This is a genomic window from Alkalilimnicola sp. S0819, from assembly GCF_009295635.1.
Classification (GTDB): domain Bacteria; phylum Pseudomonadota; class Gammaproteobacteria; order Nitrococcales; family WHIW01; genus S0819.
In genome coordinates this window covers 1-22654 of the sequence record NZ_WHIW01000022.1, presented here as the reverse complement: position 1 = coordinate 22654, position 22654 = coordinate 1, and the positions used below count along the sequence as shown (strand labels likewise).

23 protein-coding genes are annotated in these 22654 nt (G+C 66.5%); 14 read left to right on the top strand and 9 right to left on the bottom strand.

Going from position 1 to position 22654, the window contains the following annotated elements:
* Window positions 1-280 precede the first annotated feature (280 nt).
* Window positions 281-1510 (bottom strand): flavodoxin-dependent (E)-4-hydroxy-3-methylbut-2-enyl-diphosphate synthase, encoded by a 1230-nt coding sequence (ispG, locus tag GBG68_RS13440; RefSeq protein ID WP_152148222.1) that lies wholly within the window; start codon window positions 1508-1510, stop codon window positions 281-283.
* A gap of 34 nt (window positions 1511-1544) precedes the next feature.
* Here ispG and GBG68_RS13435 point away from each other — a divergent pair, with 34 nt between their 5' ends.
* A complete protein-coding gene (locus GBG68_RS13435; protein WP_152148220.1) occupies window positions 1545-2036 on the top strand; it encodes a tetratricopeptide repeat protein in 492 nt (163 codons plus the stop codon).
* A 12-nt stretch (window positions 2037-2048) separates the two neighbouring features.
* Here the strand turns inward: GBG68_RS13435 and GBG68_RS13430 are convergent, their stop codons facing one another.
* Window positions 2049-2639, bottom strand: a complete 591-nt coding sequence (locus tag GBG68_RS13430) for a TetR/AcrR family transcriptional regulator (RefSeq protein WP_152148218.1) — start codon at window positions 2637-2639, stop codon at window positions 2049-2051.
* A 151-nt stretch (window positions 2640-2790) separates the two neighbouring features.
* On the opposite strand from GBG68_RS13430, the gene GBG68_RS13425 reads away from it, so the two are divergent.
* The 6 genes from GBG68_RS13425 (at window position 2791) to mazG (ending at window position 7619) form a co-directional block, all read left to right on the top strand.
* On the top strand, window positions 2791-3582 hold the full coding sequence (locus GBG68_RS13425; RefSeq protein WP_193222346.1) for an enoyl-CoA hydratase/isomerase family protein: 792 nt from the start codon (window positions 2791-2793) through the stop codon (window positions 3580-3582).
* Window positions 3583-3588: 6 nt separating this feature from the next.
* Window positions 3589-5097: an acyl-CoA synthetase gene (locus tag GBG68_RS13420; RefSeq protein WP_152148214.1), complete on the top strand. Its 1509-nt coding sequence runs from the start codon at window positions 3589-3591 to the stop codon at window positions 5095-5097.
* Between the two features lie 34 nt (window positions 5098-5131).
* Complete coding sequence (locus GBG68_RS13415) at window positions 5132-5524, top strand: MaoC/PaaZ C-terminal domain-containing protein (RefSeq protein ID WP_152148212.1); 393 nt, start codon at window positions 5132-5134, stop codon at window positions 5522-5524.
* A 5-nt stretch (window positions 5525-5529) separates the two neighbouring features.
* A complete protein-coding gene (locus tag GBG68_RS13410; RefSeq protein ID WP_227011414.1) occupies window positions 5530-5907 on the top strand; it encodes a hypothetical protein in 378 nt (125 codons plus the stop codon).
* A 2-nt stretch (window positions 5908-5909) separates the two neighbouring features.
* Window positions 5910-6734 (top strand): alpha/beta fold hydrolase, encoded by an 825-nt coding sequence (locus tag GBG68_RS13405; RefSeq protein ID WP_226801807.1) that lies wholly within the window; start codon window positions 5910-5912, stop codon window positions 6732-6734.
* An 81-nt stretch (window positions 6735-6815) separates the two neighbouring features.
* Window positions 6816-7619 carry a nucleoside triphosphate pyrophosphohydrolase gene (mazG, locus tag GBG68_RS13400; protein ID WP_152148205.1) on the top strand — a complete coding sequence of 268 codons (804 nt, stop codon included), beginning with the start codon at window positions 6816-6818 and terminating at the stop codon, window positions 7617-7619.
* Window positions 7620-7833: 214 nt separating this feature from the next.
* On the opposite strand, the gene GBG68_RS13395 is transcribed toward mazG, so the two are convergent.
* The 3 genes from GBG68_RS13395 to GBG68_RS13385 are packed head-to-tail and all read right to left on the bottom strand — an operon-like array spanning window position 7834 to window position 10653.
* Window positions 7834-8478, bottom strand: a complete 645-nt coding sequence (locus GBG68_RS13395; protein ID WP_226801805.1) for a LutC/YkgG family protein — start codon at window positions 8476-8478, stop codon at window positions 7834-7836.
* Window positions 8468-9889 (bottom strand): LutB/LldF family L-lactate oxidation iron-sulfur protein, encoded by a 1422-nt coding sequence (locus GBG68_RS13390; protein WP_152148203.1) that lies wholly within the window; start codon window positions 9887-9889, stop codon window positions 8468-8470. Before GBG68_RS13390 ends, GBG68_RS13395 begins: the two co-directional genes overlap by 11 nt.
* The gene (locus GBG68_RS13385) at window positions 9889-10653 is read right to left on the bottom strand and encodes a (Fe-S)-binding protein (RefSeq protein ID WP_152148201.1); all 765 of its coding nucleotides are present in this window, start codon (window positions 10651-10653) and stop codon (window positions 9889-9891) included. The genes GBG68_RS13390 and GBG68_RS13385 overlap by 1 nt, the downstream gene beginning before the upstream one ends.
* An 89-nt stretch (window positions 10654-10742) precedes the next feature.
* Here GBG68_RS13385 and GBG68_RS13380 point away from each other — a divergent pair, with 89 nt between their 5' ends.
* The 4 genes from GBG68_RS13380 to GBG68_RS13365 are packed head-to-tail and all read left to right on the top strand — an operon-like array spanning window position 10743 to window position 14266.
* Complete coding sequence (locus tag GBG68_RS13380; RefSeq protein ID WP_152148199.1) at window positions 10743-11066, top strand: 4a-hydroxytetrahydrobiopterin dehydratase; 324 nt, start codon at window positions 10743-10745, stop codon at window positions 11064-11066.
* A gap of 14 nt (window positions 11067-11080) precedes the next feature.
* Window positions 11081-12574, top strand: coding sequence for a hypothetical protein (locus GBG68_RS13375; RefSeq protein WP_152148197.1), 1494 nt, complete (start codon window positions 11081-11083; stop codon window positions 12572-12574).
* On the top strand, window positions 12564-13763 hold the full coding sequence (locus GBG68_RS13370; protein WP_152148195.1) for an MFS transporter: 1200 nt from the start codon (window positions 12564-12566) through the stop codon (window positions 13761-13763). Before GBG68_RS13375 ends, GBG68_RS13370 begins: the two co-directional genes overlap by 11 nt.
* Window positions 13760-14266, top strand: coding sequence for a C40 family peptidase (locus GBG68_RS13365; protein WP_152148193.1), 507 nt, complete (start codon window positions 13760-13762; stop codon window positions 14264-14266). The genes GBG68_RS13370 and GBG68_RS13365 overlap by 4 nt, the downstream gene beginning before the upstream one ends.
* Before the next feature lie 25 nt (window positions 14267-14291).
* Here GBG68_RS13365 and GBG68_RS13360 read toward each other — a convergent pair whose 3' ends face one another.
* Both GBG68_RS13360 and GBG68_RS13355 read right to left on the bottom strand, forming a co-directional pair.
* Window positions 14292-14600, bottom strand: coding sequence for a hypothetical protein (locus tag GBG68_RS13360; protein WP_152148191.1), 309 nt, complete (start codon window positions 14598-14600; stop codon window positions 14292-14294).
* A gap of 61 nt (window positions 14601-14661) precedes the next feature.
* A complete protein-coding gene (locus GBG68_RS13355; RefSeq protein ID WP_226801804.1) occupies window positions 14662-15264 on the bottom strand; it encodes a cysteine hydrolase family protein in 603 nt (200 codons plus the stop codon).
* A gap of 85 nt (window positions 15265-15349) precedes the next feature.
* On the opposite strand from GBG68_RS13355, the gene GBG68_RS13350 reads away from it, so the two are divergent.
* From GBG68_RS13350 to GBG68_RS13340, 3 genes are all read left to right on the top strand, one after another.
* Window positions 15350-17410 (top strand): NAD(+) synthase, encoded by a 2061-nt coding sequence (locus GBG68_RS13350; protein ID WP_152148189.1) that lies wholly within the window; start codon window positions 15350-15352, stop codon window positions 17408-17410.
* 11 nt (window positions 17411-17421) lie between these two features.
* On the top strand, window positions 17422-18003 hold the full coding sequence (gene msrA / locus GBG68_RS13345) for a peptide-methionine (S)-S-oxide reductase MsrA (RefSeq protein ID WP_152148187.1): 582 nt from the start codon (window positions 17422-17424) through the stop codon (window positions 18001-18003).
* Window positions 18004-18114: 111 nt separating this feature from the next.
* Complete coding sequence (locus GBG68_RS13340; protein WP_152148185.1) at window positions 18115-20286, top strand: malate synthase G; 2172 nt, start codon at window positions 18115-18117, stop codon at window positions 20284-20286.
* A 190-nt stretch (window positions 20287-20476) separates the two neighbouring features.
* Here GBG68_RS13340 and GBG68_RS13335 read toward each other — a convergent pair whose 3' ends face one another.
* Window positions 20477-21139, bottom strand: coding sequence for a hypothetical protein (locus tag GBG68_RS13335; RefSeq protein ID WP_152148183.1), 663 nt, complete (start codon window positions 21137-21139; stop codon window positions 20477-20479).
* Window positions 21140-21313: 174 nt separating this feature from the next.
* Window positions 21314-22336: a TIGR00341 family protein gene (locus GBG68_RS13330; protein WP_152148181.1), complete on the bottom strand. Its 1023-nt coding sequence runs from the start codon at window positions 22334-22336 to the stop codon at window positions 21314-21316.
* Window positions 22337-22654: the final 318 nt, after the last annotated feature.

The window sequence follows — 22654 nt, the reverse complement described above, 5'->3', positions numbered from 1 at the left end:
TGGGGCGGACGTCGATGCAGCCGAGCATCGCAGCCGGAAAGGGAAAAAGCGGGTTGCCTGTTTGAGCGAAGCGAGTTTGCAACCCGCCCCTTTCCGGCGAGAAGCGCAGGGGAGCCCGGCGCAGCCGGGCCAAATCGTGGGCCGCTCCAGGCCGCACCCACCCCGGAACCGGCACCTACGCCATAAGGCTCGTCCGCCACAAGGCTCGTCACAGGGCCGGTTTCCCATGTCGCCGTTACCCCGCCATAGCGACATGAAACATCCCGGGTGCGGCGCCGTGTCAGGCCGGGTTGGAGCCCCCCGTGCCATAGCGCCGGTGCACGTATTCCTCCACCATCCCCTGAAACTCCTCGGCGATGCCTTCACCCTTCAGAGTCACGGTCTTTTCCCCGTCCACATACACCGGCGCCACCGGGCGCTCACCCGTGCCGGGCAGACTGATACCGATGTTGGCGTGCTTGCTCTCGCCCGGCCCGTTGACCACGCAGCCCATCACCGCCACCGACATGTGCTCCACGCCGGGGTAGTGCTCCCGCCACTGGGGCATTTGCTCGCGCAGATAACGCTGGATCTTCTCCGCCAGCTCCTGGAAGAAGGTGCTGGTGGTGCGCCCGCAGCCCGGGCAGGCGGTAACCAGGGGGGTGAAGGCGCGCAGGCCCATGGTCTGCAGGATTTCCTGGGCCACCACAACTTCGGTGGTGCGGGCCTCGCCCGGTTGCGGGGTGAGCGAGACGCGGATGGTGTCGCCTATACCTTCCTGCAGCAGCACCGCGAGCGCGGCGGTGGAGGCGACGATGCCCTTGGAGCCCATGCCCGCCTCGGTGAGCCCCAGGTGCAGAGGGTAGTCGCAGCGGCCGGCCAGATCCCGGTACACGGTGATCAGATCCTGCACCACGCTCATCTTGCAGGAGAGGATGATCCGATCGTGGGGCAGCCCCAGTTCCTCGGCCCGGGCCGCGCTCTGCAGCGCCGAGGTCACCACCGCGTCCTTCATGACCACGCCGGGCTCGCGGGGGGAGGGCAGGCGCGCGTTGTCGTCCATCATTCGCGCCAGCAGTTCCTGGTCCAGACTGCCCCAGTTCACGCCGATGCGCACCGGCTTGTCGTAGCGACAGGCCAGCTCGATCATGGTGGCGAACTGGGGGTCCCGTCGGCTGCCTCGCCCCACATTGCCCGGGTTGATGCGGTACTTGGCCAGCGCCTCGGCGCAAGCCGGTTCCTGGGTGAGGAGCTTGTGGCCGTTGAAGTGGAAATCCCCCACCAGGGGAACGTCCACGCCCATCGCGTCCAGACGCTCACGGATGCGCGGCACCGCCGCCGCGGCCTCTTCGGAATTGACGGTGATGCGCACCAGCTCCGAACCGGCCTTCGCCAGTTGCGCCACCTGCACCGCGGTGGCCACCTCGTCGACGGTGTCGGTATTGGTCATGGATTGCACCACCACCGGGGCGTCGCCGCCTACGGTGATATGGCCTATGCGTACCGCGGTGCGAGGGCTGTGCTTAGTCATGGCTCCCAGAATCCTGGTGCTATAAAGTGGCCCGATGATAAAGCATTTATCGTGGCAAAACCCATGCGCGCTGGCGCTGGGCGTGGTGTTGTTGGGTGGCTGCGCGAGTCTGGGCGGGAGCCCGGACCGGGCGGCTCAGGCTTACCAGGCGGAAGACTGGGCGGCGGCGGAGCAGGGCTACGCGGCCTATCTGAACCGCCGCCCCGAGGATGCGCAAGCCTGGTTCCGGCTGGGGAACGCGCGGGCCCAGCGGGGCAAGCTGGAGGCGGCCATGGACGCCTACGACCGGGCGCTGGCCCTGGCGCCGGATGATAGCCGCGCGCGCCACAATCGGGGGCTCGCCCGCCTGCAGGCGGGGGTGGTGGATCTGCTGGAAGCTCGGCGTGGTTTGCCCCGCAGCGATGCGGAAGCGGCCCGCACCATGCGCTATCTGGCCTGCCTGATGGAAACCTTCATGGGGCACCCGGTGCCCCGCACCTGCCATCCGGTGGAGGAACCGGCGAGGGGAGCGGCCCCGAGGGGCTGATCGGCGCGTCCCTTAGGGTGTCAGGCCCGAAGCGATGAAGTCGGTGGCGGTGTCCAGCACCGCCTGGGGCGGCAGGGCGTCTTCCCAGATGGAATAGCGCATGCCCATGAACACGGCGATACCCATCAGTACCCAAGCCTGGGCGTGGGCGTCGCCCTCGCGAATCTGGCCCGTTTCCTGGGCGCGCTTGAGGCGGCCGGCGTAGACCTCGGCCATCCCCTCGTAGTAATCCCGATACGTGGCCTCGTCAATGAACTGACATTCCATGACGATGCGGTAGAGGTTCTTGTGCTGCAGGGCGAACTGCAGGAAGAACACCAGGCCCTTGCGCTCGATCTCCAGCCGGTCGGTGATGCCCTCGGTGGCTTCGGTGAGGAAGTGGCGCATCTTGCGCCCCATGTCCTTCACCAGCGCCTTGAAGATGTCTTCCTTGGAGGCGTAGTAGATGTAGAAGGTGCCCTGGGCGACACCCGCCCGTTGGGTAATGCTGCTGATGGAGGCCGTGTGGAAGCCTTTCTCGCCGAACTCCTGCTCGGCGGCCTGCAACAGTTTCTGGCGGGTCTGTTCACCGCGTGCGGTAACCGGTTTGACGGGCTTGGCCAAAACTCGCCTCTCTTGTGGTTGTTAGATTGGGAGGACTCTATTGTGCGAGCAGGAGGGGCCCCCGTCCAGCCCTGATTCGGCCCTCATGTATGTTGCGGTGCAGCGTCATAAGTCTTTGACAGCACGGAAAACCCGGCCTATTGTTCAGAACATGAACCATTCGTCACATCAAGCGGACACCCGGGATTTGGTGCGCTTCGGAATCAGGGATGACGTGGCCTTCGTGGAGCTCCATCGGCCGGGCAAGCACAACGCCCTGGTGCCGGAGCTGCTGGAGGATTTTCTCACCCGGATCGGGCAGGTCCGTGACAGCGATGCCAAGGTGCTGGTGTTACAGGCGGCGGGCCGCTCCTTCTGTACCGGCGGCGATATGCGCGGCTTCCTGGATAACTGGGCGCGGATCGCCGATTACAGCCACGGCCTGGTGGGCCAACTCAATGAGGCGGTGATGGCGCTGCGGGAGATTCCCCAGCCGGTGATCACGGCGGTACAGGGTTGGGTGACCGGCGGTGGGCTGGGTTTCGTGCTCGGCTCCGATGTGGTGCTGCTGGCCGATAATGCCCGTTTCGCGCCTTTCTACGTCGATGTGGGCTATTCCCCCGACGGCGGTTGGGGGCGTTTGCTGCAGCGGGTGATCGGCCCGCGGGCGGCCGCCGAGATTCAGTTGCGCAACCGGGTGATGCCCGCCGAAGAGGCCGTCCGCCGGGGGCTCGCCAACGAAATTGTCGACGGTGACCCGCGTGCGACCGCCGAGCGCCTGGCGCGGGAGATCAGCCGCAAGGTGCCCCATAGCCTCTACAGCACCAAACGCTTGATGGACGGCGACCGAGCCGCCTGGCGGGCCGATCTGGAGGCCGAGCGCCAGGCGTTCCTGGAATGCGTGCAGATGCCCGGTATGCGGGAGCGGGTGGCGGAATTCGTTAAAGCCCTGGAAGGAGCCTGACCGGCCATGATGATGTTCGACTGGACTCACAAGCGTGCCCGGCTCAGCGGTGACAAGACCGCTATCCTGGACCCCATGGGCAACCGGGAGCTGAGCTATCGGCAACTCGATGAGCGCGCCAGCCGCCTGGCGGAAGTGTTCATGCGGCGCTACGGCCTGCAGCCCGGCGAGCGGGTGGCGATGCTCTGCCAGCACAGCGCGGAGTTCTACGAAGCGCTGTTCGCCTGTGCCAAGGCGGGGCTGATCCTGGTGCCCATGAACTGGCGTCTGGCCGTGGCCGAGCAGGAGTTCGTGCTCCGGGACTGCGAGCCGAAACTGCTGATCTTCGATGGGGTCTACGCCGAGGCCGCCCAGGCGCTGGAGGCCTCCCTGGGGATACCGGCGCTCGGTTTCGGCGAAGGCGAGCCCGATTTCGAGTCGGCGCTGGCCGAAGCCTCCGGCGAGCCGGTGATCATGCCGGCCCGCCAGCAGGATGAGCCCTGGTATCTGATCTACACCTCGGGGACCACTGGCAAGCCCAAGGGCGTGGTGCAGACCCTGGGGATGGCCCTGGTCAATTATCTGGACATCGGGGTGCCCAGCAACCTTACCGCCGAGGACGTGAGTCTCAACCTGCTGCCCCAGTTCCATGTGGGCGGCATCAACCTCTACACCCTGCCCACCCTGATTGTGGGCGGCACCGCCATCATCCTGCGCAGCTTCGAGCCGGAGCTGACCTTCAAGCTGCTGGCCGAGCGGGTCACGGTGTTCTTCGGTGTGCCCGCGGTGTACCTGATGCTGATACAGCACCCCGAGTTCAAGAGCACCGACTTCAGCCGCGTGCGGGTCTGGGCCTCGGGCGGTGCGCCCCTGCCGGTGCGGATCATCGAGGATTACGCCGATTACGGCATCCGCATACGCCAGGGCTTCGGCATGAGCGAAACCGGTCCCACCGTGTTCCTCATCGATTCCGAACGCGCCATCGACAAGGCCGGCTCGGTGGGCATGCCGCAGTTGTTCATCGAAACCCGCATCGTCGACGAGCAGGAGCGTGACGTGGCCACGGGGCAGGCCGGTGAACTGCTGGTGCGCGGGCCCAGCGTCACCCCCGGCTATTGGAACCTGCCGGAGAAAACCGCCGAGAGCTTTACGCAGGACGGCTGGTTCCGCAGCGGCGACATCGCCCGCTGCGATGCGGACGGTTACTACTACATCGTCGACCGCTCCAAGGACATGTACATCTCTGGCGGCGAGAACGTCTATCCGGCGGAAGTGGAAAACGTCATCTACGAACACCCCGCCGTGGCGGAAACCGCGGTGATCGGCGTGCCCGACGAGCGTTGGGGCGAAGTGGGCCTGGCCGTCGTGGTGCGTCGGACAGGCGAGGCGCTGGAGGCCGAGGAGCTGCTGCGCTTTTGCAAGGCGCGCCTGGCCGGCTACAAGGTCCCCAAGCGGGTGGAATTCATGGACGCCCTGCCGCGCAACGCCGGCGGCAAGGTGGTCAAACCGGCACTGCGCGAGCGCTTCGGCGGCTGAGCGCGGGCACAAGCAATCCACAACGAGGTCAGCCATGTTGCAAGTCGGCCAGGTATTCGAGACCCGTCGCACCCTGAGTCAGGAGGATTTCAATGAATTCGCCCGGCTCAGTGGCGACGACAACCCCATTCACGTGGATCCGGCCTTTGCGGCGAAAACCCACTTCGGGCGCACCGTCTCACACGGCATGCTGCTCTACAGCCTGTTGGGCGCGGCCATCGAGGAGCACATTCCCGGTGCGCGGCAATTGACCCACAGCATGATGTTTCCCACCGGCACCCCGGCCGGTGAGACCGTCACCCTGCGCCTGGAGGTGCTGTCGGTGGAGGGAGAGCAAGTGCGGCTGGGCGTGGCCTCGGTGCGCCCGAACGGCGATGCGGGCCTGCAGGGTGAGACCCGGGTACAGCTTGCGGAGGTGCAGCAATGAAAGGCATGAGCGTAGGGATGAGTGCGTCCACCACCCGCACCTTCAGTGACGATGACCGCCGTGCCTATCTGGCGCTCTCCGGCGCCAGCGGCGATGACCGGGAAGGCGCGAAGCACCGGGTGCCCGAGGCGCTGATCGGCGGCATGTTCTCCTACATCCTGGGCACCGAGCTGCCCGGCTTCGGCACCAATTATCTCAAGCAGCGCATGGAATACCGCCAGCCCGCCTTCTACGGCGAGGCGCTCACCGCCACGGTGACCATCACCCGGCTGCGCGAGGACAAGAACCTGGTCAACCTGGAAACGGTTTGCCGCAATGCCGCCGGCGATATGCTGGTGACCGGCGAGGCGCTGGTGCTCGCCAAGGACGTGGCGCCGCGTTGAGTATGAATAACCGTTATTACCTCAACCGTGACGGCTACCGCATTGCCTGGCGGCAGTTCGGCGAGGGGCCGCGCACCCTGCTCTGTGTGCACGGCCTGTATCGCAATGGCCATGACTTCGACTTTCTGGCCCAGGGGCTGGCCGACCGCTACCGGGTGATCACCCCGGACATCATCGGGCGGGGGGATTCCGACTACGCCCACGATATCGCCCATTACGACAGCGCCTGTTACTTGCGTGATCTGCAGGGCCTGATGGCGGAGCTGGGAGTGGAGGAGTTCGATTTTCTCGGCACCTCCATGGGCGGGATGATCGGCATGAGCTGGGCGGGGCAGGCCGACACTCCCATACGGCGTCTGGTGCTCAACGACGTGGGCACGGAAATTCCCCTGTCCGTCATTCGTGAAATCGCCGAGCGCTCCATCAACGCACCCCGGTATTTCGACAGCCGCGAGAAGGCGGAGGCGGCGCTGATGCGCGGTTTTGCCGAATGGGGTCCGATGCCGGACGAGTGCCTGCGGCATCTGCTCCACCACAGCCTGCGTGAGGACGCCCAGGGTTGGCGCCTCAACTACGATCCGGACCTGATCCACGGCTATCGCTATCCGCCGGGGGACGTGGACCTGTGGCCCCTGTATCGATCGTTTCATGGCCCGGTGCTGGTATTTCACGGCGAACTCTCCCAGGTGCTGCTGGCCGAGACCGCCGAGCGCATGGACCGGGAGCCCAACACCCGGGTGATCACCGTGGCCGATACCGGCCACGCCCCGCACCTGATGGATGCGGCGCAGATCGGCGCGGTCCGCGAGTTCCTGCTCGCCCCCTGAGCCGCCCATTCAGGCTTGCAAGGGGGCTTGCCACTGGTCGATGCTGTGTCCTCCTTCGCGGCCTCGACCGGTGATCCTTACATGAGCCCCATGGACGAATTGCGCCAGATCATGCGCCGCCTGCGCGACCCGCGGGGCGGCTGCCCCTGGGATCTGGAGCAGGATTTTCACAGCATCGCCCCCTACACCCTGGAAGAGGCCTACGAGGTCGCCGACGCCATCCAGCGCGGTGATATGGGCGATCTGCGTGAGGAGCTCGGCGATCTGCTCTTCCAGGTGGTCTATCACGCGCAGATGGCCGAGGAGGCGGAGCACTTCGATTTCGATCAGGTGGCGCGGGGCATCGCCCGGAAGCTGGTGCGCCGTCACCCCCATGTTTTCGGCGAGGCGCGGGAGACCGACGCGGCCAGCCAGACCCGCAGCTGGGAGGCCATCAAGGCCGCCGAGCGGGCGGAAAAGGGCGAGGCGGCCAGCCCCAGCGCCCTGGATGGCGTGACCCTGGCCTTGCCGGGCCTGCAGCGGGCGGTGAAACTGCAGCGGCGCGCCGCGCGGGTGGGTTTCGATTGGGACGAGGCCCTGCCGGTGCTGGACAAGATTCGCGAGGAAACCGCCGAGGTGGAAGCGGAGATCCGCGCCGGCGCCCCGCGGGAACTGGTGGAAGAGGAACTGGGCGATCTGCTGTTTGCCTGCGCTAACCTGGCCCGGCACATGGACATCGACCCGGAAGCGGCCCTGCGCCGCAGCAATGCCAAGTTCGAGCGCCGCTTCCGGGCGGTGGAAGCGGAATTCGCCCATCGCGGCCAGGACATGCGCGAAGTCACCCTGGCCGAACTGGACAAGGTCTGGGAGCAGGTGAAACGGGAAGAGCGTTCACCGCCCCCGTAGCCGCGGTGCAGCGAAGCGGAACCGAGGATCTTCCACCGCCGGCTAAAATCCGATCCCGGCGCGACGCCCGGTGTGGGGCGGGCAGGCTTTCCCCGGCCCAAGACTCGTCTCGCCCGCAAGCGGCCGAGACCCCCTGCGCTTCTCGATGAAAAGGGGCGAGCAGCCAAGCTCGCATCGCCAGGACAGGGCTGCTCGGGGATTCCGCCCCGTGACTTTACGACTCCCGCAGAATCAGCACATGCAGGCTGCGCGGGCCATGCGCCCCCAGCTGAATGGTCTGCTCCACGTCGGCGGTGCGCGAAGGGCCGGTGATCAGGTTCACCATGCGCGGTAGTGCCTTCTCCCGCAGGCGCGGCCAGACATCCTCCAGATAAGGCAGGATGCTCCCCTGGCGCAGCACCACCAGATGGTAATCGGGGAGGAAGTTCAGTGAGCTGGGCGTCTCCGGCCCGGAGGGCAGCACCAGGGTGCCGGTCTCCGCCACGCCGGCCTCGGCCACGGTGATCGCCGCCGGCCAGTCGGTCTCGCCGCCCACGCCCTGTTTCACCTCCCAATCCGCGGGCCAGTCCAGGCCACGCAGCAGCTCATGGGGGGCGATGCGCAGCTTGCGCACCGGCAAGTCGCCCAGGAAGGCAATGGCGCGACTGGCGAGCGCCTCCCGGCTCTCCACGAATTCATGGCTTGCCGCCGCCGCGCTCAGTCGGTCGAGAAACCGCGCTTCGGTGTCTTCCGACCACTGGGGGCGCGGGGCGGTGCCGGCGAGCAGGCGCTCGCGCTCAGCGAGTGTCTGCGCCAGATCCGGTCGATTTCCGTCCAGCGCCGCGTGCAGTCGCTGCATGATGCGCTCTTTAGCGTTCACCACGGTGCTCCTTCTGGCGTTTCCAGGCCTGTTGGAAGGTTTCCCCCTGGGGCAGGGGGAAATCACGGCCCCGGGTCCAGCCTCCGGCGCCGGGCAGGTGCTGGATGGAGCCCCGGCCGAGGTTCGCGAGCAGCCGGCTGGCGAGGCGCGCGCCCAGATGATAGAGCCGCGGCCGCCGCGCTACCCAGCCCCAAAGCTTCAGGGCCCAGCGAGTGCGTGCCGGGGTGATGCGGGCCTCGAACTGGTCGTCGCGCAGGCTGCGCAACATGTCCGGCAGCGGGATGCGCACCGGGCAGACGCTCTTGCAGCGGCCGTTCAGCGTGCAGGCATGGGGCAGATCATAGGCCTCGTCCAGGCCGACGAACTGCGGGGTGAGCACGGCACCCATGGGGCCGGGGTAGACCCAGCCGTAGGCATGACCGCCGATGCTGCCATAGACCGGGCAATGGTTCATGCACGCACCGCAGCGGATGCAGCGCAGCATGTCCCGGTATTTTCCGGCCAGCATGCGCGAGCGGCCGTTGTCGAGCAGCACCACGTGGTATTCCACCGGCCCGTCCGGGTCCTCTTCGCGTCGATCGCCGGTGACCAGGCTGGTGTAGGCGGTCATGGCCTGGCCTGTGGCGCTGCGACCCAGCAGGCGAAGCAGGGTGCCGGCGTCCTCCAGGGTGGGCACCAGTTTCTCGATGCCGGCGATGACGATGTGCACCCGGGGCTGGGTCATGCTCAGATCGGCGTTGCCCTCGTTGGTCACCACCGTCACCGAGCCGGTCTCGGCCACCAGCAGGTTCGCCCCGGAAATGCCCACTTCCGCCGAGAGAAATTTCTCCCGCAGTACTTGTCGCGCCTCGTCCACCAGGTCGGGCACCTCCCGCAGGCGTACTTCTTCCAGCCCATGGTGCACCCGATCGAAGAGCCGAGTGATTTCCTCCCGGGTCTTGTGCACGGCCGGCGCGATGATGTGGCTGGGCGGCTCGTGGGCGAGCTGGATGATGTACTCGCCCAGATCCGTCTCGACGATCTCGAAGCCTGCTTCCTCCAGCGCCTCGTTGAGCCCCACTTCCTCGCCGGCCATGGTCTTGGCCTTGAGGATGCGCTTCGCGTCGGCTTCCCGGCAGATATCAGCGATCACACGGGTAGCGTCCCGGGCGTCCTCCGCCCAGTGCACCTGGCCGCCCTGGCGGAGCAGCTGCGCCTCGAATTGCTCCAGGTACACATCCAGATGGGCCAGGGTGTGCTCCTTGATGGTCTCGCCCCGCTGTCGCAGGGACTCGAAATCAGGAATCTCCTGAATGGCCGCGGCGCGCTTGTCGATGAAACCGCCCTTGGCCTTGGCCAGGGCCTGCTGCAGCGTTTCGTTGTGCAGCGCCTCCACCGCGCGGGGCTTGAACCGATGGGCCTGGGATTGCATCAGCGTTCCTCCTCGCCGATCGCCGGGCCATCGGCCATGTCCGCCAGCACCTCGGCCACGTGGTAGACGCGCACCGGCTCACCCAGCCGGCGGAGCCGGCCGGCGATATTCATCAGGCAACCCAGGTCTCCGCCCAGCACCACGGGCGCGCCGCTCGCGCGGATGCTGGCGCATTTATCGCCGGCCATGCGGGTGGAGATCTCCGGGTACTTCACGCAGAAGGTGCCACCGAAGCCGCAGCAGACTTCGCTCTCGGGCATCTCCCGCAGCGCCGTGCCGGTCACCGAGGCGAGCAGTGCACGGGGTTGCGCCTTCACGCCCAGCTCCCGCAGGCCGGAGCAGGAATCGTGGTAACACACCGGCTGCTCGAAGCGGGCCTGCACATCTTCTCGGCCCAGCACATCCACCAGGAAGCTGGTGAGCTCGTGACTGCGGGTGGCGAGCTTCTCCGCCCGCGCCAGCCATTCGGGGGCGTCGGCGAACAATTGCGGATACTTGCGCAATTGCGAGATGCAGGAGCCGGAGGGGCCGACCACATAGTCGAAGCCTTCGAAGGCTTCGATGGTCTGGCGGGCGAGGGCGGCGGTGTCGGCTCGGTCACCGCTGTTCCAGGCGGGCTGACCGCAGCAGGTCTGGGCCTCGGGGACCTCGACCCGGCAACCGGCGTCCTCCAGCAGTTTCACGCTGGCGAAGCCGATGCCTGGGCGCATCAGGTCCACCAGGCAGGTGACGAACAAACCGACACGGGGCGTATGCTGGTTCATGTGCTTGATAATCCGGCGGCAGAGCACGCAGTCTACAACGGATCGCGGGTGCACAATCCAGCCCCGCGCGCAGCAGGAGGAACCGCGCCATGAGCTTGTCCGATCAGCATTGCACGCCTTGCCAGGGGGGCGTGGAACCCATGGCCGAAACCGCGGCGCGGGAGCATCTGACCGCGCTGCCCGAGTGGGAGCTGGCCGAAGGTGGGCGTCGCCTGCGACGGGCCCGGGATTTCCCGGATTTCGCCCGCGCACTGGATTTCGTCAACCGGGTGGGGGAGCTGGCCGAGCGGGAAGGGCATCACCCGGACCTGGCACTGGGTTATGGCTATGTGCGCATCGAGCTGTATACCCACAAGATCGACGGTCTGCATGAGAACGATTTCATCCTGGCGGCGAAGATCGACCGGCTCTGACGTATCATCGGGCCATGAAAAGCAGAATCTGGCTCCCGTTCGGTCACCGGGCTTTTGCCGTGACCGTGTTGTTGGCTTTGTTGCTGGGCGGCTGCGCGGTAGCGCCGCGGGAATCCCGCTCGCCTCTGGTGGGGCAGGACGATGAGCTTGGCGCCTGCGCCCGCCTTTACCGGCAGGTGGATACGGCGGTGGCCCGGGCGGGTGTGCGGGATGCCGGTAGTTTCCGGGTGGCGGGTTTTCCCTGGCTGCGGGTGGACCGCTTCCTGGCCTCCTTTCGCGATGAGCCCATGAGTGAGCCGGCTTTTCAGCAGTGGGTGGCGCATATGCGCGCGCTGGATCGCCAGGCGCGAGCAGCGGAGCTGGGGCGATTGCCGGATATTCAATCCCTGCCGGGCGGTAATGCGGCGGCGCTTCAAGCGCGGCTGGCACGTTGCGCGCAGACCCTGCGCGCGGCCCGCCTGGGTGACGAGGCCGGGCGGGCGGCGCTGCGCGCCGCCGCCGTGGCCCAGGACGAATATTCCCAGCTGGGCCGGGCCTTCGGCGGCTACCCCTTGAGTCGCTACCTGGTGCTTTACGGGGTCTCTTCCTGGCAGGCGAGGGAGCGCCAAGCCGTGCAGCTTCAATCCCCCGAGCGGGACTGGGGCGCGGTGTACGCGCCGCCGCCCGCCTCGGCGCCCCGGCAGCCGGTGATTACGGCCCGGGACGCCCTGGGGGTGCCGCGCCTGAGCGCCGAGCAGCTGCAGGAGTGGCTGCATTGGTACGCGCCGGTGTTCGTGGTGGAACAGGCCAGCGCGGCGGATCGTCCGGGCGCGCCACGCTGGGGTGACCGGGGCCCGGAGGTGGATGCATCCCGCCCGCGGGTTTATACCCGGCTCAGCTTTACCCGCTGGCAGGGCGAAGTGCTGCCCCAGCTGAACTACGGTATCTGGTTCGACGCACGCCCGGCCAAGGGGCCGCTGGATCTGCTCGCCGGCCGGCTGGATGGACTGAATGTGCGCATCACCCTGACCAGCCGGGGCGAGGTGCTGTTGGTGGACAGCATCCATCACTGCGGTTGCTACCATCGCCACTTCCCCGCGCCCGCCCTGGTGGCCAGAGCGGATCCGGCCTATGCCGAGCCGCCCCTGGTGCACCCGAACCTGGATTGGGCACCGGCTGGCAGGCGCCTGGTGCTGGGCCTGAAAGCGGGCACGCACTACATCCGGCGCGCGGGCACGGTGGCGCGGGACGACCTTCGCGGCCAGGTTTATGACTTCGCCGATTACGACAGCCTGCGTCAGCTTCCCCTTAAGGACGGCGGCCGCAGCCTGTTCGATGAGTACGGGCTGGTGCCCGGCACGGAACGGGCCGAGCGCTGGTTCTTCTGGCCCACCGGCGTCCCCGAGCCCGGCGCGATGCGCCAATGGGGGCGGCATGTAACCGGTTTCGTAGGCCGGCGCCATTTCGATGACCCGGATTTGTTGGAGCGCATTTTCGAGGCGAGAGGGGACGTGGCCGATGGGCAGTAGACCGGCATTGGGTAATGTGGCGATTCTTGCCTTTTGCCAAGCGATGATGATGTCCGGCGCTTCCTTGCTGATCAGCAGCTCCGCCTTGGTAGGGCGGCAGATCGCCGAAAACCCGTCGCTGGCAACGGTGCCGCTGGGACTGCAGTTTCTCGCCACCATGCTCACCGCCTTGCCGGCCTCCTTGCTCATGGCCCGCATAGGCCGGCGGGCCGGTTTCAGCCTGGGCGCGGCCATGGGGCTGCTGGGAGCGCTGCTGTGCGTAACGGCCGTGCTGTGGGGTAATTTCTGGCTGTTCTGTGCCGGTGCGCTCTGCGTGGGTGTCTTTAACGGCTTCGGCCAGTTGTTCCGCTTCGCCGCGGTGGAGGCGGTGCCCGCGAGCTGGAACAGCCGGGCCGTGAGTTGGGTGCTGGCCGGCGGCGTGCTGGCGGCCTTCATCGGGCCTAACCTCGCCCGGCTTGGGCAGCACTGGCTGGATCAGCCCTTCGCCGGCAGTTTCGCCGGCTTGATCGTCCTGTACGTACTCGCGTTGCTCGCCCTGAGCCGTCTGCGCATGCCCCGCCCCGTGGTGCCGGAAAACCCGGAGCCGGAGCGCCCCATGAGCGAGGTTTTTCGCCAGCCTCTGATGCTCCTGGCGGTATTCAGCGCGGTGGTGGCCTATGGGCTGATGAATCTGGTGATGACGGCCACGCCCCTCGCCATGGCGGATCGGGGCATGCCCTTCGGCGAGGCCGCCCATGTGATCCAGTGGCATATCCTGGGCATGTTCCTGCCGTCTTTCTTCACCGGTAATCTGATCGGGCGCCTGGGCGTACGCCCGGTGATGACCCTCGGGGCCTTGCTGATCGGTGCCTGCCTGTTGGTGAACATCAGCGGGCAGCTGGGCGGCCATTTCTTCTGGGCGCTTTTGTTGCTGGGCGTGGGTTGGAATTTCCTGTTCATTGGCGCCACCAGTCTGTTGACCACCACCTATCGACCCTCCGAGAAGGCGCGGGTGCAGGGCATCAACGACCTGCTGGTATTCGGCACAGTGGCCTGCAGCGCGATACTTTCCTCCAGCCTGTTGGAAGGCCTGGGCTGGGTGGCTTTGAATCTGGCCGGCTTGCCGGTGGTTGGGCTGGTGCTGCTGGGGCTGGTCTGGTCGGCCATGCACGCCCGCGCCGGGTTGCGGGCACAGGGGGGTGAGGCATGATGAGCGGATGGCGTGGCGCGGCGCTGGGTGCGTCCCTGCTGGTGTTCTTGCTATTGAGTGGTTGCGCCTCCAGGGGGCAGGCCCCGACAGCGAGCGCCGCTCCTGAGGCGATGGGGTTGGAAGCGAGCCAGGTGGGGCCGGGACAGGTGGCCCTGAGTCATGCCCGCGCCGTGTTGGGCACGCCCTACCGTTACGGGGGCAGCAGCGCGGAAAACGGCTTCGATTGCAGCGGCCTGGTGCAGTATGCCTACGCCCGGGCGGGGGTCGCCCTGCCGCGGACCACCCACGATCAACTGCAACGGCTCAGCCCCTTGCCGCGAACGCGACTCGCCCCGGGGGATCTGCTGTTCTTTCGCTTGGGCGACAAGGCGTGGCATGTGGGCTTGTATGCCGGCGATGGCCGCTTCATCCACGCCCCCTCCAGTGGCAAGCACGTGAGCGAAGCGAGCCTGGATAACCCATACTGGCGTCGCCACCTGTACCGGGGCGGGCGGGTTTACTGAGCCCGCGGCCGGTTTCAGCCCGTAATCAGGCCGGTGTGGGATCCCGGTGCGGGCCGGCGCCGGAGTGAGTGAGCAGGCGCCGACGCGTTAGCGCCAGCCCGGGCAGCAGGGTGCCCAGATCCAGCAGCAGGGGCAGCCATAGCCAGCGTGCGCTGCCGGCCAGTGGTGCGACCAGCACGGCCAGTGCGCCACACAGACCGCCCACGAACAGGGCGAGGGAGGTGCCCTGGCGGCGGGAACGGGCCCGGATCAGGGTCCAGGCGTTGCCCAGGGCGAAGAAGACGAATACCAGCGCCAGCGCGCCGGCGGCGAGTCCCTGCAGCAGCGTGACCATGTGCGTCTCCCAAGCCTCGGCGCCTTACATGCTGCCATGTTTGCCCACTTGGGCGCCGTGATCAAGGCATGCCGGGTCGGGTATCCGCCTTGAGCGTGTCCCGGAGGTAAGTGATCGCCGCCTCGTGGTCTCGCTGACGCACGCAGGCACTGCAGTCGGCAGGGATGCGCAGGGCGTAATCGCGGATATAGGCATCCACGGCGGTGAACAGCACGCACATATCGGTGGTGAGGCCGCCGAGCACCAGGCGCCGCGCGCCCAGATAGTGCAGCAGGGTCTCCAGGGTAGTGCCGAAGAAACCCGAATGCCTGGGCTTGAGCACGAAGTAATCGTCCGGCTCGGGCAAGAGGGCGCGCACCATGGGCGCGCCCGGAGAGTCCTCGCGCAACGCATGCTTCACCACTTCGCGAAAGTCCGAACGCCATTGGCCGAAGTTGTCGTTCAGATACACGACGGGGAGGTCGCGTTCACGCGCCGCGCGCTTGAGGCTCGCCAACGCATCCGCCATGGGGCGGGCGTTGGTCAGCAGTTCCTCGCCGCCCGGGAAGGCCAGGTCATTGATCACATCGATCAGCAACAGCACCGTGCGGCTGCTGTGGGGGAAGCTCTGGGTATCGTTGCTGGCCATGGCTTGGCGAATGGCGACGCCAGCCGGGGCTTTCAAGCACGCGCATTGTGAAGCCGGCGGCGCGCCGCTATGGTTGCTGCTTCGGAGCCTCCTCAAGTCAGAACCTCACCCCGGGACAGGCATGAACGCGCAGGGTTTTCACTCCATCTACAACCACGGCATGCTGCGTGCGGCGGTCTGCATGCCTTTCGTGAAAGTGGCCGATCCGGCCTGGAACCTCGCCCGCACGCTGGGGCTGGCCCGCCGCGCCCATGATGCCGGCGCGGGGCTGGCGCTGTTTCCCGAGTTGGGCTTGAGCGCTTACAGCAACGAGGACCTGTTTCACCAGGATGCGCTGCTGGACGCCACCCGCGCCGCACTCGGTGAACTGCTGGATGCCAGCCGGGCGCTGGACCCGGTGCTGCTGGTGGGCGCCCCCCTGCGCTTCGAGGGCAAGCTGTTCAACTGCGCGGTGCTCATCTACCGCGGCCGATTGCTGGGCGTGCAGCCGAAGAGCTACCTGCCCAATTACCGCGAGTTCTATGAAAAACGCCAGTTCACCGCCGCGCGGGACGCCATTGCCGACGAGGTGGAGTTGCTCGGTCAGCGGGTGCCTTTCGGCCCGGATATCCTGTTCGAGGCGGAGGGGCTGCCGGGGTTCGTGCTGCACGCCGAGATCTGCGAGGACCTGTGGGCGCCGGTGCCGCCCAGTACCTATGCCGCGCTCGCCGGCGCTACGGTGCTGTGCAATCTCTCCGCCAGCAACATCACCATCGGCAAGGCGGATTACCGCCGTGACCTGTGCGCCGCGCAGAGCGGCAAGTGCATCGCCGCCTATCTCTACACCGCCGCCGGGCCCGGTGAATCCACCAATGATCTTGCCTGGGATGGGCATGGCCTGATCTACGAGAACGACGAGTGCCTGGCGCAAAGCGCGCGCTTCGCCGATGAAGAGCAGATGTTGCTCGCCGACATCGACCTGGAGCGCCTGGCCCAGGACCGCATGCGCACCACCAGCTTCAACGACGCCGCCGGTGAGCACCGGGAGCGATTGCGGCGCATGCGCCGGGTGCGCTTCCGGTTCACGCCACCGGCCGGGGCCGAGGGGCTGCAGCGTGAAATAGAGCGTTTCCCCTACGTGCCCAACGACCCGCAGCTGCGAGACGAGCGCTGTTACGAGGCCTACAACATCCAGGTCCACGGCCTGATGAAGCGTATACGCAGCACCGGCATCGAGCGTCTGGTGATCGGTGTATCGGGGGGGCTGGATTCCACCCATGCGCTCATCGTCGCCGCGCGCACCATGGACCGGCTGGGCCTGCCGCGGCGAAATATTCTCGCCTATACCATGCCCGGCTTCGCCACCAGCGAGGTGACGCTGCGCAATGCGCACGGGCTGATGCGGGCGCTGGGAGTGAGTGCCGAGGAGATCGACATACGTCCGAGCTGCGAGCAGATGCTCCGCGATATCGGCCACCCCTGGGCCGACGGCGAACCGCTCTACGACGTCACCTTCGAGAACGTGCAGGCGGGCGAGCGCACCTCCCATCTGTTTCGCCTGGCCAATCACCACCGCGGCCTGGTGCTGGGAACCGGGGACCTGTCGGAGCTGGCATTGGGCTGGGCCACCTACGGGGTGGGGGACCATATGTCTCATTACAACGTCAACGCCTCGGTACCCAAGACCCTGATCCAGCATCTGCTGCGCTGGGTGATACACAGCCGGCAATTCGACGCGGCCACCGGCCGTATCCTGCAATCGGTGCTGGATACGGAAATCTCTCCCGAGCTGGTCCCTGCCGGGAAGGGGAGCAGCGATGCGCCCGCCCAGAGTACCCAGGAGAAGATCGGCCCGTACGAGCTGCAGGATTTCAACACCTACTACATCACCCGCTACGGCTTTCGCCCCAGCAAGGTCGCTTTTCTGTCCCACTGGGCCTGGTCCGATCGCGGTCGCGGGCGCTGGCCCGCGGGCCTGCCCGAGGCAGAGCGGAACCAATACGATCTGGCGGCCATCAAACACTGGCTGGAGCTGTTTCTGTACCGCTTTTTCAAGATCAGCCAGTTCAAGCGCACTGCCGTGCCCAATGGCCCCAAGGTGGGTTCCGGCGGGTCGCTGTCACCGCGGGGCGACTGGCGTGCGCCCAGCGACTCGGAAGCCGAGCTGTGGCTGGAGGAGCTGCGCCGCAACGTCCCCGATTGAGGAGTCCGATCATGCGTGGATTGCTAGTGCTGCTGTGTCTGCTTCTGTCCCAGGGCGTGGCGCACGGCGCCGAGCCGCGGTCGGCGCTTTTCGCCGGCGGCTGTTTCTGGTGCATGGAGCCGCCCTTCGATGAACTGGACGGCGTGCTTTCCACCACCAGTGGCTATGCCGGCGGCGATGTGGCCAACCCCAGCTACGAACAGGTCACCGCAGGCGGCACGGGGCACAGGGAAGTGGTGCGGGTGCTCTTCGACCCGGACAAAGTGAGCTACCAGCGCCTGCTGGAAGTGTACTGGCGCAATGTGGACCCGCTGGATGCGGGCGGACAGTTCTGCGATCGGGGCGAGTCCTACACCAGTGCCCTCTTCGTGGCCGACGAAGCGCAGCGGGAGGCGGCGCAGCGCTCCAAACGGGCCGCCGCCGCGCAACTCGGGGAGAACATCGTCACCCCCATCCTGCCGGCCACCGACTTCTATCCCGCCGAGGAATATCATCAGAACTACTACCGCAAGAACCCGGCGCGCTATCACTTCTACAAGTGGAACTGCGGGCGCGCGCAGCGCCTGGAGCAGGTCTGGGGCGGCGGAGGCTGAAGGTCGGCGGGGGCGTGACGTCGATACTGTGCGTCAGTTCCGCTAGAATGCGCGATCTTTGCGCATATCAAACTTCACATCGCAGATTCATTGGGTAACGAGGCATCCGACATGACTGAACGCGTTCAGGTGGGCGGCCTGCAGGTCGCGAAAGTGCTGCATGATCTGGTCAGCCAGCAGATTGCACCGGGGACCGGCGTGGCGCCGGAGAAGTTCTGGGGCGAGCTGGAGCGAATCGTCAACGATCTCGCCCCGCGCAACAAGGCGCTGCTGGCCCGGCGTGACGAGCTGCAGGCAAAGATCGATGCCTGGCACAAGGAGCAGGGCGCCGACTTCGACTTCGCCGCCTACAAGCAGTTCCTGCAGGAAATCGGTTATCTGCTGCCGGAAGGCGAGAGCTTCTCGGTGAGCACCGACAACGTGGACCCCGAAATCGCCACCGTCCCCGGCCCCCAGTTGGTGGTGCCGGTGAAGAACGCCCGTTTCGCCCTGAATGCGGCCAACGCCCGCTGGGGTAGCCTGTACGACGCGCTCTACGGCACTGACGTGCTGCCGGAAACCGACGGTGCGGAGAAGGGCAAGGCCTACAACCCGGTGCGCGGCGCCAAGGTGGTGGAAGCGGCCCGGGAATTCCTCGACCAGGCCGCGCCGCTGGCCAAGGGCAGCCACAAGGACAGCACCGGCTACGCGGTGAATGGCGGCCAATTGCTGGTGAGCCTCAAGGACGGCTCCGAGACCTCCCTGGCGCAGCCGGAGAAGTTGGTTGGCTACACCGGTGAGGCCTCCGCACCCAGCAGCGTGCTGTTGCGCAACAATCAGCTGCACGCCGAGATACAGTTCGACGATCAGCACCCGATCGGCAAGGACGACCCGGCCAACATCAAGGACGTGGTGCTGGAATCCGCCGTCACCACCATCCAGGATTGCGAAGACTCCGTTGCCGCGGTGGACGCCGAAGACAAGGCCGAGGTCTATGCCAACTGGCTGGGGCTGATGAAGGGCGACCTGTCCGCCAGCTTCACCAAGGGCGGAGAAACCGTCACCCGCACCCTGAACCCGGACCGCGAGTTCACCGCTCCCGACGGCTCCGCGTTCACCCTGCCCGGTCGTAGCCTGCTGCTGGTGCGCAATGTGGGCCATCTGATGACCAACGAGGCGGTGCTGTTCGGCGACGGCGAAGAGATTCCCGAAGGCATCCTGGACGGCATGGTCACCGCGCTGATCGCCCTGCACGACTTGCAGAAGAGCGGGGGCGCGCGCAACTCCCGTGCCGGCAGCATGTACATCGTCAAGCCGAAGATGCACGGCCCGGAGGAAGTGGCCTTCGCCGTGGAACTGTTCGAGCGCATCGAGCAGGCACTGGGCATGAAGCCGAACACCATGAAGATCGGCATCATGGACGAGGAACGCCGCACCACGGTGAACCTCAAGGAGTGCATCCGCGCCGCCCGCGAGCGGGTGATCTTCATCAACACCGGTTTCCTGGACCGCACCGGCGACGAGATTCACACCGGCATGGAGGCCGGCCCCGTGGTGCGCAAGGACACCATGAAGGCCCAGCCCTGGATCGCCGCCTACGAGGATTGGAACGTGGACGTCGGCCTGGAGTGCGGCCTGCGCGGCCGTGCCCAGATCGGCAAGGGCATGTGGCCCAAGCCTGACGAGATGCGCGCCATGATGGATACCAAGGCCGCTCATCCCAAGGCCGGCGCCAACTGCGCCTGGGTGCCGTCGCCCACCGCCGCCACCCTGCACGCCATGCATTACCACCAGGTGGACGTGCTGGCCCGCCAGGAAGAGCTGGCTGGCCGTGAGCGCGCCAAGCTCGACGATATCCTCACCCTGCCGCTGCTGCGTGAGCAGCTCTCCGCCGACGATATCCAGAATGAGCTGGACAACAACGCCCAGGGCATCCTCGGCTATGTGGTGCGCTGGGTGGAGTCCGGTGTGGGTTGCTCCAAGGTGCCGGACATCACCGATGTGGGCCTGATGGAAGACCGTGCCACTCTGCGTATCTCCAGCCAGCACATCGCCAACTGGCTGCACCACGGTATTACCAACGAGGCGCAGGTCATGGAGACCCTGAAACGCATGGCGGAAGTGGTAGACCGGCAGAACGCCGGCGACCCGAGCTACCGCAATATGGCGCCGAACTTCGATGACAGCGTGGCCTTCCAGGCCGCGGTGGAACTGGTGCTGCAGGGCCGCGCGCAGCCCAACGGCTACACGGAGCCGGTCCTGCATCGTCGTCGTCGCGAAGCCAAGGCCAGGTACGGCTGCTGAAGCCGACTGGCTGTGAATCGAAGAGAAAAGCCCGGCTCTGCCGGGCTTTTTTATCGTTCCTCGCAGCTTGGGGAGAGACTCATCAATTCCCCTGGGCCTCTGCGGCGGCCCGGCGCGCCGTGGCGGCGCCGATCCCGCGCCCGGCACCCTTGATCGAAGGCCCCCGGCTCCCGACATGCAGCTTCTGTGGTCAGCCGCGCCGGAAAAGGCGCGGGTTACGGTCTATGAAACTGCGCAACCAACGATGCAGGAAGGATTGCCGGTCCGCCATCTTCAAGCGGCGGTAACCGAGCAGCGCGATGACCAAGGCACCGATGGCATCGACCAACAGATCCACCATGGTGTCGGTCAGCCCCGAGGGGTCGCCGAGCATGGGCTTCTGCATGTTCATCCCGAAAAAGGTGTCCATGGAGAACTCGAACAGTTCCCAGAGCGCACCCACACCCAGGGCGAACAGAAAGGCGAAGAAGGCGACGAAGCCGGGCTTCATGTGCAAGCCGATTTCTTCGGTCTCGTTGAGCACGTGTACCAGCAGAAAACCGACGATGCCCAGCAGAAAGCCCGAGCTGGTATGCAGCAGGATGTCCCACCACCAGAAACGGCCGTAGAAATCCCGCATCTCACCCAGGAACAGCGCCGCGAACAGGAAAGCGATGGCCAGCAGCTGGAAGCGGTAGGGGATGTCGAGCCGGTAGCGACGCGCCAGCAGTTGCGGGGTGAGGGTGGTGAGGATGATGCCCACGGTGAGCAGGGCGTTCAGCCACTGCTGCTCCCATAGCGAGCCGATCACGGCTAGCCACAGAATTCCCTGCAGGACGATGACGAACTGTCGATGACTGAACTGGAAACTCATGGATATCAAGCCTGCCGCGCCGCGCAAGCGGTGGCAACCGGTTTGGGTGGGAAGGCGCCGGTCGCCGTGCCGGCCCACAGTAGGCGGTGATCACCAGCATCAGGGTAATTACCTGTATCTGCAGCCGGGCGCTCATCAAAGACCAGTTGTTCGATTTGCGCGGGCATGCCTTGCTCAGCCGGTCAGTCTTGAATCCAGATAGCGGGTGTAGATTGCGATCAAGCCGCCCAGGAGCGCCAACAGCGACAGCCAGGCGATGACGGCGGCACGGGTGGCGTGCCGCGCTTGATCGGCGTCCCACCAGGCCTGGGGGCGTATGCCCTGAGACATGAAGGTGGCCACCGCGGCGATGTTCACGCAGCTCACATTGATGGCATAGAGCAAGGCGGCGCCCAGTGCCGGGCCCCAATGGCCGCTACCGGCCAACAAGCCCGCCGTGGCCAGTGGCGGCATCAGGGCCACGGCGACCATGACCCCGATCAGCGCGGCGGGTACGCCGGTGATAAAGGACAGGGCGCCCACGGCGCCCGCGGCCAGCGCCAGCACGACGTGAGCCGCGTCCACCCGGGTGCGGCTGGCGATCTCTCTCACCGACGGGTCCACGTCCAGCACCAGGCCGGCCAGCAGGGCGAAGCCCAGAGCGAGGAGGAACGCCGCGCTGCCACTGCGCAGTGCCCCCCGCGCAAGCCGCCCATCGCCCAGGGTGGCCGACAGCGCCAGCGCGATGTTCGGCCCCAGGAGTGGCGCGATCACCATGGCGCCGATGATGATGGCCACATCGTCCCGTATCAGGCCGATGGACGCGACCAGGGCGGAGAGGATGACCGTGGCGAGGAACACCGGGCCGAGCACGGTGCCGGCGGCCACGTCCTGGTAGAGTTCCTCGCGACTGACACGGCCGGGGCCGCGTCGGGGTGTCTCCGCGCCCTTTCCGTCCGCGGCCGGCTCAGCGACTCGGGGCAGGGTGGCTTCCACGGGCATCACCAGTACTCGAAAACCCTCGGCCAGGGCGTAGCGCTGGGAGAGCACGTCGGTAATCGGCTCTACGCAGGTGGTTTCCACCAGGGCGCGGATTTGGCAGGCGGTGTCGTCGATGGGGCTACGCCACAGTGCATGTATCGGGTGGGTGAGCAGGAAGCTTTCCACCGCCGGGGCGGCACCCGGGGGGATGGTGATCTCCAGAACACGCAGGGGCATGGACTCTCCTCGCAAGTGTTGTTCAGGGCTCTTGCTCGACCCGTTGTACTTTTATGTTTGGCGCCGCGCGTGGCCACGCCATCATCCCGAAATTCGGGCCCGGAGGCATTGTTTTTGGTTCTTCGCGGCTTGGCGGGAAAACCAACAGACCTCTTGATTGTGATGATAGGCGGGTCGGCAAGCTTGGCGCGGACTCTCTTGGCGCGGGCCCTGGGGCGGGTACGGCCGGCGGCGGCCCACGATTTGGCACCGGGCTGCGCCCGGCGCTCCCCTGCGCTTCTCGCCGGAAGGGGGCGAGCAGCAAACTCGCTACGCTCA